Annotated in this window: 12 protein-coding genes; 2 read left to right on the top strand and 10 right to left on the bottom strand. The window is 51.1% G+C overall.

Features of this window, described 5'->3' with window-relative positions; all coding sequences use genetic code 11:
* Window positions 1-120: 120 nt before the first annotated feature.
* From ACYUJT_RS11015 to ACYUJT_RS11050, 8 genes are all read right to left on the bottom strand, one after another.
* Entirely contained in the window at window positions 121-1,224 is a 1,104-nt protein-coding gene (locus ACYUJT_RS11015; RefSeq protein WP_460321749.1) for an ABC transporter permease, read from the bottom strand.
* Window positions 1,224-2,468 carry an ABC transporter permease gene (locus tag ACYUJT_RS11020; protein WP_460321752.1) on the bottom strand — a complete coding sequence of 415 codons (1,245 nt, stop codon included), beginning with the start codon at window positions 2,466-2,468 and terminating at the stop codon, window positions 1,224-1,226. Before ACYUJT_RS11020 ends, ACYUJT_RS11015 begins: the two co-directional genes overlap by 1 nt.
* A 13-nt stretch (window positions 2,469-2,481) precedes the next feature.
* Window positions 2,482-3,414 carry an ABC transporter ATP-binding protein gene (locus tag ACYUJT_RS11025; RefSeq protein ID WP_460321754.1) on the bottom strand — a complete coding sequence of 311 codons (933 nt, stop codon included), beginning with the start codon at window positions 3,412-3,414 and terminating at the stop codon, window positions 2,482-2,484.
* Window positions 3,415-3,579: 165 nt separating this feature from the next.
* Entirely contained in the window at window positions 3,580-4,221 is a 642-nt protein-coding gene (locus ACYUJT_RS11030) for a response regulator (protein ID WP_460321757.1), read from the bottom strand.
* The gene (locus ACYUJT_RS11035; RefSeq protein ID WP_460321760.1) at window positions 4,218-5,369 is read right to left on the bottom strand and encodes a sensor histidine kinase; all 1,152 of its coding nucleotides are present in this window, start codon (window positions 5,367-5,369) and stop codon (window positions 4,218-4,220) included. Before ACYUJT_RS11035 ends, ACYUJT_RS11030 begins: the two co-directional genes overlap by 4 nt.
* Window positions 5,370-5,550: 181 nt before the next feature.
* On the bottom strand, window positions 5,551-7,035 hold the full coding sequence (locus ACYUJT_RS11040) for a protein adenylyltransferase SelO (RefSeq protein WP_460321762.1): 1,485 nt from the start codon (window positions 7,033-7,035) through the stop codon (window positions 5,551-5,553).
* A gap of 250 nt (window positions 7,036-7,285) precedes the next feature.
* Window positions 7,286-8,446, bottom strand: coding sequence for a nucleotide disphospho-sugar-binding domain-containing protein (locus tag ACYUJT_RS11045; protein WP_460321765.1), 1,161 nt, complete (start codon window positions 8,444-8,446; stop codon window positions 7,286-7,288).
* A gap of 156 nt (window positions 8,447-8,602) precedes the next feature.
* Entirely contained in the window at window positions 8,603-10,024 is a 1,422-nt protein-coding gene (locus ACYUJT_RS11050) for an MDR family MFS transporter (RefSeq protein WP_460321767.1), read from the bottom strand.
* Between the two features lie 117 nt (window positions 10,025-10,141).
* Here ACYUJT_RS11050 and ACYUJT_RS11055 point away from each other — a divergent pair, with 117 nt between their 5' ends.
* On the top strand, window positions 10,142-11,044 hold the full coding sequence (locus ACYUJT_RS11055) for a LysR family transcriptional regulator (protein ID WP_460321770.1): 903 nt from the start codon (window positions 10,142-10,144) through the stop codon (window positions 11,042-11,044).
* Window positions 11,045-11,122: 78 nt separating this feature from the next.
* Window positions 11,123-11,995, top strand: coding sequence for an AraC family transcriptional regulator (locus ACYUJT_RS11060; protein ID WP_460321773.1), 873 nt, complete (start codon window positions 11,123-11,125; stop codon window positions 11,993-11,995).
* Between the two features lie 464 nt (window positions 11,996-12,459).
* Here the strand turns inward: ACYUJT_RS11060 and ACYUJT_RS11065 are convergent, their stop codons facing one another.
* The gene (locus tag ACYUJT_RS11065) at window positions 12,460-12,636 is read right to left on the bottom strand and encodes a hypothetical protein (RefSeq protein WP_460321775.1); all 177 of its coding nucleotides are present in this window, start codon (window positions 12,634-12,636) and stop codon (window positions 12,460-12,462) included.
* A gap of 70 nt (window positions 12,637-12,706) precedes the next feature.
* Window positions 12,707-14,680: a S9 family peptidase gene (locus tag ACYUJT_RS11070; protein WP_460321778.1), complete on the bottom strand. Its 1,974-nt coding sequence runs from the start codon at window positions 14,678-14,680 to the stop codon at window positions 12,707-12,709.
* Window positions 14,681-14,685: the final 5 nt, after the last annotated feature.

Raw genomic sequence — 14,685 nt, forward strand, 5'->3', positions numbered from 1 at the left:
TAGGTTAATATGCTTACGGCTGATTACTTCACTTAACAAGACCCCTTTTTGTTTTGCACGTAAAACTCCACATTATCTTGCGCTCAAAAAATCCCATCAAATTTATTACACTTACATGAGTTAACCCCTGCGCCGCTCCATCAAATTAATGCCGATCCCCATGCAGACCACGGCTATGATGCACAGCTTAGCCATCGACGGAAATATGTCCAGCCAACCTTTATCGTAAATCGCAATTCCCGTCAAAGCATTCAAAGCGTGCTTCAAGGGGAATATTTCGGATATTCCCAGCAGGAATGGATTCGTGATCGTCCCCGGCGGCATGTAGCCGCCGCTGATGAGGGGCATGATTGGAATTAGAGATGGAAACACCATGTTAAATTGCTCGGGAGTCCGTACAATTCCGGCGAGCAGCATACAAAAGGCCACGATGGTCAAAGTGTACAGCGCCACGACCAAGATCAGCATTCCAAAATGGTTCCCTATATTGAATCCAATAACATAACGGAACAGCAGCAGAACGACTAAAATTTGCACAAAACCGATCAACATGCTGTAGAGCAAATGTCCAAGGTACATCTCCGACTTGCGGATCGGTGATAATATCATGCGGCTCCAGATACCGGATGCTTTCTCCATCGTAATGGCGTTGACCTTGAAGCCAACCGTAAAGGCCGCGAGAAATAACGTAAACGTAAACAGCAGCTGCAGGCCCATGTCGTACTGGACCAGTTCACTTCCGTCGGTTGCTCTAAGCTGCACGGTGATCGGCGGCTGCTCCATATAGCGTTCGACCTCCTCCCGGAAGCCTTTCGCATCTTCAACACGTTCCATTGCTGCCCGCAATTGAAGCTCTTCCATAAATACGCTGTGTACATGCCGTTCCACGATCTCTACATTCGGGTTCTCAATGGACGCGATCAACCGATAGTCGTTCTCTGTCACTTGAAGCGCCGCGTCGGCCCGGCCCCCGCGCACGTCGGAACGCGCCCCTTGTTCGTCCTGCAGGAAAAATTCAATCGCATCGCCTTCATTTAAGAGTTCAATCCACTGCTTTGTTGTGGAGGACTCTACGCCATGCGCCGGAAAAACGCCGATTTTGATTTTATTGTCCATGCCAAACCCAAACAGCAGCGTAGCAAGTATGCTCAGACCGCAGAATGCGAGAACCATGATCGGAGAACGCTTCTCCTTCATCCATTGCGCCAAAAATATCGGATTCATCAGATACGCCCCCTTCTCGGAAACAGCCAAATGGCCAAGCCGACTGCAGCCAAAGCAAAAGTGGCAAGCTTAATCAGCGGCAGAGTCAGGCTTGTGTTCGTTTCCGTCTGCAGCCATTCCAGAAGCACTGCCAGAGACAGCCCGTTCGGCGTCCATTCTCCTGCGGCTTTTAGCCACCCCGGCAGCACGTAGATCGGCGCGAAGCTGCCGCCAATCGTCCCTGCTATTAGAATGACAAGAAAAGAAAGGCCGCTCGCCACGGAGTCTTTTTGCCGAAACACTAGGGCAGTGAACAGGGCAGCCAGCGCGCCCACACATAGTGAGAAAAGAACCAGTACACAGAACATGCCTAGCCAAAAATGCAGCGAACGCCCCGGGAATATGCCCAAAGCTAAATGCGACACCAGTAAAATTACTGCAAGCTGAAGCATAGATAAGCAGAAGGTTGAGCCCATTTTCCCTGATAAATACTTCACCGGATGCGAGCCTGTAAGCAGAATGCGCTGCAGGGTATGCTCCCTTTTCTCTGCCATGGCTTTCGTGGATGCTGCAGTGGATAACATCAAAGCAAACACGATGCTGATCGCCAAAGCAAAATATTGAAACGAGGTCACTGTCTCGGCTCCGGGTATGACCTCACGGCCGCCCAAACCGCCCACTTCGACCAAATCCGCTGAAGCTGCGGCAGCCAATTTCTCGCCCCCCACATGCTGCAATGCAGATTGGAAATTCATTGAATGCATAAGTCCTGTAATCAATTCCCTGAGCACATCGATCTGGAGCGAAGCTTCTCTGGCCGTCACTTGAAGCGCGGTCCCTTCACCTTCGTTCAGCAGCATTTTATGAAATGCCGCCAACGTAAATCCATCCGGAATGGTGATGATTGCCTCGATCTTCTCCTCCTCAAGCTGCCCGAGTGCCTCCTCGCTGCTAAGCTGCTGCACTTGAACGAGACTACCTACCTCTTCGGATTGGAGCAGCCCGGTTAAAGCTTGAATGGGCGACATCCACTCCGTATCCGGACCAAGGCCCAGCTCGCTCTGAATTTGCTGTACAGCGGCTGCTTCATCATCCAGGTTCACGAGAGCAACCTTCATCTCGAGTGATTTCGCCGGATTCTCAATCCAGCCCGGCAAAGCGAAGCCTAACACAGCAATCAGAATGAGCGGCATGACAAGCGAAATCGTCAGCTCTTTCCTATTCCTCCAAAATACAAGTAAATCCTTCTTCAAAAATGGGATCACTTTAAGCTCCCCCCTAGTCTCTTAACGTCCGCCCGGTCAGATGGAGGAAGACATCCTCCAAGCTTGGCGTCTGTACATGTATGCTAGTAATTTGGACATGATGCCGTTCGGCCGCTTGGACGACCTGGGACAACAGATTGCTTTGCTTGGCGGCAATCAGCTTGAGTCCGTTCTCCGTCTCATCGACCTGCCGGATCGGCGGAAGCAATCGCAGCTCCTGAACCAGCTCTTTGCTTGACTTATCAAGCTGCAGCAGCAGCGTGTCCTCCCCAGACAAAATCCGTCGCAGCTCTTCCTTTGTCCCTGAGGCGATAATCCGGCCATGATCCATGATGTAAATCCGGCTGCACAGCTGCTCGACTTCTTCAATGTAATGGCTCGTGTATAAAACCGTCGTTCCTCTCTCGCGATTCAATAATCTGACGGTCTCCAGGATGTGGTTCCGGGATTGCGGATCAATGCCCACCGTCGGCTCATCCATGATTACGATCTTCGGATCGTGCAGCAGGGCTGCGGCGATATTGATCCGTCTTTTCATTCCGCCGGAATATGTCTTAATCAGCTCCTTCTGCCGATCGCGCAGCCCGACGATCTCCAGCAGCTCCTGGATTTTCGTCTCCAGCTGTTTGCCCTTCAGGCGGTACAGACCACCGAAAAATCTCAAGTTCTCATAAGCGCTCAGCTCCTGATAAAGCGCGATTTCCTGCGGCACGACACCAAGCACCTGGCGAATAAGCTGCGGCTTGCCGATGACGCTAGTTCCGTTCAGTCTCACATCTCCCGCATTCGGTTTTAATAGAGAAGAAATCATGGAAATCGTCGTCGATTTCCCCGCGCCATTCGGTCCTAGCAGGCCAACGGATTCTCCCTCGTCCAAATAGAAGCTTACCTCGTCTACAGCGGTTTTCCCTTTGAATGTCTTTCTAAGCTCCAAGGCTTCAATCATTTCCCCTGCCTCCTTCAATTCCGCAATTCCGTATGCAAATCCTTAACTTATGGCTCAGTATACAAACAAAAAGACAGTGCTCACACTGTCCATCGTCATCAATTCACGCTCTACCCATGACTGCAGTCATATATGTAAAAAATACACTTTTATTCTTCATTATTTCTATACGACATTATGCCGGATCGCATAAATAGCAAGCTGAGTCCTATCGCGCAGTTCCAGCTTATCCATCAGCTGGCTCATGTGATTTTTCACCGTTCCGACGGACAGCCCCAGTTCCTCGGAAATTTCCCGATTACTGCGTCCTTCGCCGACAAGCTTGAGAATATCCAGCTCTCGCGGCGTGATGGCAGGATCGATGGAACGCTCTTCCTCCTCTTCAGTTCGGCGGAGCAGCCGTGGAATCACCTTGGCCGCCACGTCGTCCTGCAAAGATAATCCTCCAGTCATGCAGCTGTGAATAGAGCGAATCAAAGCTTCGGGCTCGGCGTCCTTGAGCAGGTATCCGCTCGCACCGCTTTTCAGCGCGTCCAGCGCATACTCATCATCGTTGAACGTAGTGAGCATCAGTACCTTCCGCTCAGGCCATCTGCTGCGAATAATTCGCGCCGCCTCGAGACCGTCCATAACCGGCATCTGGATATCTAGAATCACCAAATCGAACAAATGCCCTTCGTTCAAATCAACCGCCTCCCGTCCGTTGGCGGCTTCCCCCGTGACACGAAGCTGTTCATCTGTCTCTATCATCATTTTTAAGCCTTGGCGAACCATCGCCTGATCCTCGGCCAGTAATATTCTGATCATCCAGTCGTCTCTCCTCGGGTCATATATAAGTTTAGCGGCAGTACGCCGCTCACAATAAAACGGTCATGGTGCTGGAGGATCTCCAGCCGGCCTTGATGGCTCTCGATCCGCTCCCGCATCGATTGCAGGCCAAAGCCTTCACGAAAATGGTCGATTGGAGCGCCGGGGTTCGCAATCTCAAAGCGGAAAACGCTTCCCCCGGGCGCTTCAAAGGTGACCTCGGCCTCCCGGGACCTGCTGTGCTTCATAATATTCGTCAGAGCTTCCTGTACGGCTCGAAATACCGCAATCGACTGCTCATTCGTTAACGGCGCGGACATCGCCCCATGCTTGACGGTAAAATGTATTTTGATTAGGCTCTCCGCCTCCAGCTTGCGGATCAGCCTCATGATCGCCGGCAATCCGCCAGGCTCACTCCTCTTCAGAGCCTTGACAGCGCTTCTCGTCTCCTCTAGACTCTCCCGCGCTAGCTCCTTCAGCTGTCGGGCCTGCACCTGGGTCTCGCCCTCAGCCTGCATGCGGAATACTTCGAGCTGCATCAGCAGAGCTGTCAGCTTATGGCCGACCGAATCATGAATTTCCCGGCCAATCTGCGCGCGCTCTTCCTGCCGGGCCAGTTCCTCATCGGATGCAACGCGCCGCTTCAGTTTGCGGTACTCGCTTAGCAAGGCTTCGTTTCGCGCCTCCGCCTCTTCTCCCCGCTTCCAGCTTATGCGAAAGACAATCAGCCCAGCCGCGAGCATGGCCGCATACAAAGCGAGATAGACGGGAGGCAAGGATGGATATTGCGCCGCTCTAGGAGCAATGGCGCTTAGAACAATGATGATGCCTACGATCCAGGCATGTGCCTGCGGCAGTCTAAAAACAGCTTTTCCGGCGAGCAGAGAGAACACTAGGATCGTGTAAGGATTAGCCGTACCCGAAAACTCTGGCCAGAATACGGCACTCGCCACGATCGAGGCAGCGCTCAGATTGATCATTAGCAGGAGCGGTTTCGCCCGCAGAAGCGGAGATATGAAATAAGCCGCAAAGAAAAAGGCGCTACCCATCAATCTTGGAGCGAACATCGCCGTGTTCGAAGATACTTGCAAAAGGGCGCAAACCCAAGCTGCGCCTAATAAAACCAACCAAGCCCAATATGTACGCATAAACTGCTCCTAATTTGAGAAATGAATTATTTTAAGTTTAGCATACCGCCCTTCGAATGCAGAAGATCAAATATAAACGATGCAACGCAAAAAAGGGCTTGCGATCAAGCCCCTTTCCGCAGTCCCCTGCTTCTTTCTATATTCACTTCATTATCTGCGTTACGAACGAACTGTATGGTTCTCACGTGCCGCAATACGTCCGATATGGACGATGAGATGGTTCCGGCAGCGTACAATATTCTGCCTGCTCTTCCGTGTGCGCATAAGGATTCGCGAGCGCGCCAAGCAACCGCTCCATCACGCTGTAATCCCCTTCTGTCTCTGCCGCTTCAAGCGCCTCTTCTACCCGATGATTGCGCGGGATGACTGCAGGATTGCTGTTTCGCATCAGCTGATGTGAAGCTTCCTGCGTTTCCTCCTGCCTGCCTAATCTCGCCTGCCACCGCTGAAGCCACGGCTCGAATTCCGCGTCCTCGGCCAAGGACATCCCCTGCCATTGCCCAAAGGTTAAAGCCCGAAACGTATTCGTGTAGTCCTCACGGTGCTTGTGCATCAGCTTAAGAAGCTCTTTAATGAGCGTTTCATCCTCCGGCTCCGCATGAAACAGCCCAAGCTTCGCCCTCATCCCCCCCAGCCAGTGGCCATGGAACTGTTCCGTGAAACCAGCAATCGCCTCTTCCGCCAGCTTAAGAGCTTGCTCCTCATCTTCATGCAGCAGGGGAAGCAGCGCTTCAGCTAATCTGGCGAGGTTCCATGCGCCGATATAAGGCTGGTTGCCATAGGCATAACGGCCCTGACTATCAATGGAGCTGAAGACGGTCGCCGGATCGTAAGTATCCATGAAGGCGCAAGGCCCATAGTCAATCGTCTCTCCGCTGATCGTCATGTTGTCTGTATTCATCACCCCGTGAATGAAACCGACCAGCTGCCATTTCGCGATCAGCTCGGCCTGGCGGCGAATGACCTGGCGCAGCAGAGCCAGATAGCGGTTCCCGCCTGCCGTATCCTCTTCCGTTTCGGGATAATGCCTCTCTATCGCGTAATCCGCCAATGCCCGAAGCTCTTCGCCCTCTCCACGCTGCGCGGCAAATTGAAACGTGCCAACACGTAAATGGCTGGCCGCGATGCGGGTCAATATTGCGCCGGTCTGCTCCGACTCGCGCATGACGGGCTGCCCCGTCGTGACCACCGCGAGGCTGCGTGTCGTCGGGATACCAAGCGCATGCATCGCTTCGCTAATAATATATTCGCGCAGCATCGGCCCAAGCACCGCACGGCCGTCTCCACCGCGGGAATACGGCGTTCGTCCCGAACCTTTCAGCTGAATATCCACCCGCTGCCCTTCCGGCGTGATCTGTTCGCCGATCAGCACGGCCCGGCCGTCGCCCAGCATGGTGAAATACCCGAATTGATGCCCGGCATAAGCCTGAGCAAGCGGCAAAGCTCCTTCAGGAATCTCATTGCCAGCGAACACAGCCGCGCCTTCGCTGCCTTGCAGCATTTGGGCATTCAAGCCAAGGGCTGCCGCAAGCGTCTCATTAAGCACGGCCAGCTTTGGTTCGCGCACCGGCACCGGTTTTTGCAAAGTATAAAATATTTCAGGAAGCCGAGCGTAACTGTTATCCAAATTCCATCCTGCTTCTGCGATTGTTTTTTTCTCTGTCATCGTATCTCCACTTTTCACGTTAGTTATCGTATTCTAGCCGATCCAGGCTAAGGATGATTCCCCGTTTAGTTTGCTCCTATGCTCTGTAATGTATGTCCGTGTTTATAACAATCGAAGCGTACTATGTCGGTATTTTTAAATATAGCGCAGATTAGTACCAAGGGCAAAGAAAAGACCAACTGCCCTATTGAAGCCGCCATCTATTCCTTAAAAGCTACCCTCAACATAAAAACAAGCCCTTACGGGCTTGTTAACTTTGCTCAGTCACTGAATCCAACAACTGCTCCTGCCGCCCCTGAGCAGCAAAATACTGCTGGATCACATCCGCACCCCGCTGGCTTCCACCGCCATGGTGCAGAATCGACTGCATGGAGCGCACGCCCTCGCGAATTGCAGGAGCAGCGAGGATTTCCTCTGCCTTTGCTCGCAGCAGGCCTGGCGTCAGTGTCTCGAAGTCCTGTTTTTTGCCTAAGTTAAGCTCCTCGGCCCGGGCGGCTACTAGCGGTTGATCGGAGCTTTGCGGCACCATCAGGAGGGGAACGCCATACCACAGCGACTCCATCACCGAATTCATCCCGCCATGAGAGATGAACAGAGCGGCATGCTGCAATATTTTCACTTGAGGGACGAACGGATAGATTAAGAAATTATCAGGAACCTGCTGTGGCCGTGTCTTGGAGACCATAACTACTTTCCAGCGGCTGCCCGCAAATGCTTCCAAGCAAATATCATAAAATTGAGGATTGTTAATAATGCTGCCAAGAGAAATGTATATCGTGGGATATCCGGCGATCTCTTCGATCGGAAAGTCCTGATCCGTCCCCCTGTCCACGATGGACGGGCCAATAAATTCAAAGCCTTCTCCTAAATACGCTGAATCTGGCTGGAACTGCCTCGGGATCGGTGCGAGCATGAGCGGCTCGCGCTTCAGGAACATATTCGTGATGATTTCGGGAATATCTCCGTCAAACAACTGGGAAAAATAGTTGAATACAGGAGAGTCAGCCGTTACGGCAATCCCTGAGAAGAACAGCGCCCGCGGCAGTTTAAGCCGCTCCGCCACAGTGCGTCCCCACAGGCACATTGGATCACATATGACACCGTCCGCCTTCTCCTTTTGCACCTGTTCCAGCAGTTCGGAGGCTAGAGCTACATGACGGTTCAGATTGTCTACATAAAAATCTGCATTTCGCAGCGAAGCCGCCAAAGGCTGCTTATCTGGCTCCTCCATGAAGAAACCGAATTCCCGGCCAACGAGGCGAAGCTCGGCACCGATGCCCTCCACTTTTCCCGCAAACTCCTCTGTCGTGTAATACACAACCTGCTCGCCGCGGCGCACAAGCTCCTCTGCCACAGATAATGTCGGATTAATATGGCCATGATACGGCATCATGAAGAACAATAACTTCATTCCTGATCCTTCTCCTCTCCAAAATAGCTTTTATCTCTATAAACAGATTGTATGCAGTAAAATTTGTATTTTTCATGATTATTTTCCTCAAATTGGTTTTTACACAAAAAAAGGCCCTCACTCGCCTTATATACAAGGTGTGAGGGTATTTATGCTTTAAGCATTCGCTTTTCTTTTTTTTAATAAGAGTGACAGCGGTACGGCAAAAATAAGAACAGCGGTTGCCGCAAGGAACGTATCGTTCGAGCCGTAGAGAAAAGCGGCCTGTTTCAAAGTCTCGCCGACTTTCTCTCCGCTTAATTCTGTAAGATGCGCTCCCGTTCTGACCGCGAGAATTGAGCTGAAGATCGCAATCGCGAGCGCCGCAACAGCTTGGCGCAACCAGTTCGAGATCGATGTCGCCGAACCGACATGCTCTGCCGGAATATGGCTCATGGATATATTCGTCACCGGGGAAGTCGCAAGGCCTACCCCGATATAACGCAGGATCATCCAGACCATCACGTATCCGATGGAGGATTGCATCGTGAGTCGGCTGAATTCCCAGGAAGCGATGCAGAGCAGCAATACGCCGGCCACTACGAACCATACCGGGTCGAATTTGCCGTACAGCTTGCCCGTCGCCATCGTCACCAGAATCATGATGATCGCCCCTGGAAGCATGATCAGTCCGCTGGTGAAGGATGAAGCTCCCTGGGCCTCCTCCAGAAATAAAGGAATGAGAAATACACTGGAGTACAGTCCTACTGAAATGAGGCAATTCAAGAAGGTACCCATCGCATATTTCGGATATTGAAATACGCGGATATTCAGCAGCGGCTCCTTCGCGGTTAATTCCCTCCAAATAAAGGCCGCAATGCCTGCAAGGCCTAATAGCAATAAAGCGATGGCCGGAGCCGAGAACCAGCCCCAATCGCTCCCTTTGGTGAAATACATCAACAGGGAGACATTTCCAACCACGACGGTGACCAGTCCCCAGGCATCGAGGGAAACGCTAGCGGAGCCCTTGCGGTTAGGCAGGCAAAGCACAGCGCACAGGATGGCTATGATGCCTACAGGCACATTGGCATAAAATAAGGCCTTCCATCCCCATGCGTTGGTGATCAAACCGCCCAGAGTAGGCCCAATGGCCGGAGCGACCATGACCGATACCGTCCAGAGACTGATGGCCATCGACTGCTTTTCCTTCGATACGGATTGATAAATAATCGTCATCGTGGAGATTTGGATCATTCCTGCGCAGATGCCTTGAATCACCCGGAACGCGATCAGCGATCCAATATTCCAAGAGATGCCGCAGAGCGCGGAAGAAATCGTCAAACCGATCAATCCCGCGACATATAGTCTTTTGTACCCCGCCTTGGCCCCTAGAAACCCAACTACGGGAGCAATCGTGCCGATCGCCAGCATAAAACCCGTGACGATCCATTGGACGGAATTTATATTCGTATGCAAATCCTTCATGATCGAAGGAAGGGCGATATTTACAGTGCCCGAATTCACAAAGGCCAGAAAGTTCCCTAAAAATACGGCCAAAATAATAAAAGAAAATCCATCATTTTGTTTTTTGAATGCCACTTTTACATCTCCTTACGATAATCATAATAAATAATATAAATATAATCGCAAGTGATGTAAAATTATTGTTTTTAATGTTAACATAAGCTTAACTAATACAAGGGAGATTTCTGATTTATGAACCTTGAACAAATGGAATACATCAAAGCCATTGTACACGCCAAATCGATCTCCGTTGCCGCAGAGCAGCTTCACGTATCCCAGTCTGCCGTCAGCCAGTCGATTGCTGCGCTGGAGCAGGAACTGGGTCTTCGGTTATTCCAAAGATCCAGATCAGGCACCACCCCTACGGAGGAGGGACGAAGCATTATCAATAAAGCATTAATCATCGTCGATACGATGCAGCGCATCAAAGAGGATGCCCAAACAATCACCTCCTCCTATACCGGAGAATTAAAGATCGCCGCGATCTCGAGTCTCATGACTTTTTTGCCGCAGATTCTGTCCCGGTTTAATAAGGATTTTCCGCTGCTGAAAGTAACGATCCTCGAAATGGAGAGCAAGAAAATTATCCCCCGCATCAAACAGCACACGGTGGATATTGGCTATATCACAATCTCGAAATCACAGCAACAGTCATTGCCCGAACATATCCTCTTCAAGAAACTGGACTATGACGCGGATATTAAAGTGATCGTCCCCAAAGATTCGCCTTTTGCGTTCCAGAGCTCGCTTAAGCTTCAGGATTTGGCGGATTACCCGATCGTTATGTATGCCAGCCAATTTTGGGAAAACTTCAGTCATTCTTTTGCCGAGAAATACGGCCCCTTGAACATCCTTTTTTACAGTTCCAATTCAGAAGTCATCAAGAAGACGGTTGCCGAGGGTCTTGCCATCAGCTTGTTATCCGGCTACAGCTTAAATGATGATCCTTACGTGGAGAGCGGCCGCATCATTCCCGTACATTTAAGCGACAATCTAATCATCTCCGATCTCTCCTTCGGCTGCCTGATCTCCGAGCAGAATCCCCGCTATGCCGTCATCCAAAGACTGCTGGAAGATTACACGCACCTCAAATAACCCTGCAAAGTCCGTGCACGAAATGTCGGGAAAGCCATATCACTTATCTGCTAACGTATGGATCAAGGAGGTCATCCCATGGATTTGCTTAAAAGTATGAATGACGCAATGCAGTACATTGAAGAGCATCTGGCCGAAGATATCGACTTTAAAGAAGTCGCAATGCGAGCGGCCTGCTCGGAATATCATTTCAAGCGCATGTTTTCCTTCCTCGCAGGCGTTCCGTTATCGGAATACGTCCGCCGCAGACGGCTTACTTCCGCAGCTTTCGAGCTTCGAGACGGCGAAGCGAAGGTGATCGATGTGGCGATGAAATACGGTTACAGCTCACCGGATGCTTTTGCCCGTGCTTTTCAGAGCCTGCATGGCATCACGCCGTCTGAAGCGAGGCTGAGCGGACATTCTCTTAAAGCATACCCGCGTATGACCTTCCAACTATCCATTCAAGGAGGAAGCGAAATGAACTACCGTATAGTAAATAAGGATGCTTTCAGCATTGTCGGCTTGATGAAACGCGTCCCAATCGTGTTTGAAGGCGTCAATCCGGAAATAGCTTCGATGTGGGAAAGCCTGGATGCCGAATTAATCGGGCAGTTGAAAGCTATGTCCGATATTGAACCTAACGGGCTGATCAGCGCCTCGGCGAACTTCTCGGAAGGCAGGATGGAGGAAAGAGGCGAGCTGGATCACTACATTGGCGTTGCGACAACCCGGGCATGTCCAGATCATCTGGCACAACTTCCAGTCCCGGCCTCGACATGGGCGGTGTTCGAAGCGGTCGGACCGTTTCCAGATACGCTTCAAAATGTGTGGGGACGTATATATTCGGAGTGGTTCCCCTCCTCAAGCTATGAGCTCGCGCCGGGCCCGGAAATATTGTGGAACGAGAGTAAGGACGTTACATCTCAGGCGTATAAGAGTGAAATATGGATTCCAGTATTGAGAAAGTAACTGCCTACCTCTTATCTGGGATCGTTTCTATCCTCTCATCAATAACACGGGTCATATGGTGAAAGAGAATATATGTCTCTGAATCAAGAATCATTTAAGTATCCATTTTAACTGTTCAACTGATATAAGTGGATTTATAGTAGTTAGTTTCGGCAGCAAAGAAAGAAAAGTAGATTTAAATGTATTTCATGTCGTTAGAAGATGGTGGATGGCCATCATAGGCTGGATTCTTGATTTTATGTGCATAAAATCCATCTAATCCTCCGAAGTATTCGTTTAGAGCATAATTAGATACATGAATTCCATTTAGTGTTCGACTGCTTAGTGCACGACAGCTTTATTTAAGTTGAGCTAAAAAAAGGGGCGCCCCGCGGTCATCTATGATGACTGAGGGGACAGCCCCTTGTTCAATGCAACTACACTTCGATCATTCTTAACTCCTATGCGCCTATGCTTCTGAGCACTTAAGCGATATACCCCTTATCCTTCAAAGCCTCGTAAGCTGCGCTCTCTTGCTCTTCTTTGATTTGGTACTCCAGGGTTCCTTCGACGATTTTGGCACAGCGTCCGCCAAAGGGTTTGAGAGATTCTTTGATTTCCTTCAAATCGGCCGTTTCTGATAATGGATAACTAACTTTCATGCGCAATCCACCTCCTATAGAAGGGATAACAAAATAAGAGGGGCTGCGCTATGAGAAGGATCACATGACGTTATTTTAAATTGTTGATCGGAAACGGCTCAAGCGGGTCTGCAGGCGTGAAGCCTAATATTTGCGAGTAAAAATACAGCTCCGCTTCAAGTGACTTTTTAATGTTTGCCGCTATGCGAAAGCCATGCTGCTCATGAGGGTAGTAGAAGGCCGCCACGGGAACTCCGCGCTGATTCAAGGACGCCACGATCCCTTCCGTTTGCTCCGGCGGGACGATGGGATCCTCGAGGCCTTGAAAAAAGATGGCCGGATTCGTAATTCGCTCAGCATGGTATGCTGGCGAACGTTCCCGGTACAGATCCGCTTGTTCGGGATATGGCCCGATCAGCTTAAACGGATACTGTGCTTCCAGCTTATCGCTGTTCACCACGATTTTCTCCAAATCGGAGACGCCATAGTAGCTGGCTCCCGCCCGGCAAATCGTCGAGAAAGCCAGCAAGCACAGCGTCGTAAATCCGCCTGCGCTGCCACCGCGGGCCAAGATGCGCTCGCCGTCGATCCCTCCCCTCTGCTCCAGGAACTTAGCAGCGCTGATGCAATCCTCTTTATCGTAAATGCCCCAATTGCCATATAAGGACAGCCGATAATTACGCCCGTAACCCGAGCTTCCCCGATAATTCACATCGACGACGGCGAAGCCGCGGCTCGTGAAATATTGTATCTCCAAGTCAAGTGCAGTTGAGGCTGCCGACGTAGGCCCGCCATGACTCTTAATTATTAGCGGAGGCTTCTCTTGCTCTGGGATGCCAAAATCAGGATGATGCGGCGGATAGTAGAAGGCATATGCCGACTCATTCCCGCTCGTCACAAAGGTGATCGGCTCAGGCTTTGAGACATAAGGAAGTAACTTCTCATAATTCGTCAAAGAGGATTTAATCACCGTCTCCTGCATCGTATCCAGCGAGAGCTTGACGACGGAGAGAGGTGAATCATGGGCCCCTCCCAAAAAAGCAACGAAATTCGTCCCCGCGCGCAAATGACTGATTTCCGTGTATCGCGACGGAATGTCCGTAAACTTATTGCTGTGCAGGTCAATGACAGCAAGCCTCCAGGCTCCTTGTTCTACATAAGAGCAGATGATCCGGCCATCTGGGACGAAATCGTACTGAGCCATGCGCAAAGTCCATTGAGGCGCACCGAAATCCGCCGCTTTCTGGTAGACAGTGACCGCCTTATCGCCGTCCCAACGGTAAAGATTCCACCAATTCGTGCGATCCGAGATGAAGAACAGCTCCCCCTGCGGCGACCATTCAGGCTGAAAAATCGCTTCCTCGGTTCCGCCCGCAATTTGCTTCGCATTGCTTAGCGTGCCATCACCGTGTACATCGGCCACCCAGAGCTCACTTCCATCCCACGGCATACTCGGGTAGTTCCATGTAAGCCAACACAAGCGTTTGCCATCGGGGGATAAGCGCGGAGCCGCGTAGAAATCGTTCCCGTAGGCCAGCATTTCTTGCTGGCCGTTCACCGGATCGATCGATACGAGTGATTGCATTCCTTGTCCGTGGAGGGTTAGCTGCCCGTCCTCCCGGACGCTGATCAAGCGGCCCCGCTGCTGATCGTAGACGCCGTCGGCATAACAGACTGACAGCGTATCCGTTAGCGCCTCAGGGGTACTTCCCTCCTTCTGGCGGAACAGCCGCTGATCATGATATTTAGCATAGGGCGTCTCTCCTGAGCTGGCAACGAAATTAGAGAAGTAGACCGTCCCGCCCGAGAGTGTAAAAGACCCGCCCCCGTACGAGTTAACCAGCGTTCGAGCACTGTATCCCGGCAGAGTAACGTCGGACATATTTCCGTCCTCATCCGCCCTGACGATCACATATCGCCCCTGCTCCGTCGGTCTGGATTCGACCCAATAAATCGTATCTTGATCGACAAGAATCTCTTGGAAGGAAATTCGGCTCTGAGCGATATCCTGTGCTGTGATGGGAGACTTCCAGCTGCCGCAAGGCGACAATGTTGGCTTTGCCATGACTT

The organism is Paenibacillus sp. YSY-4.3, from assembly GCF_054767475.1.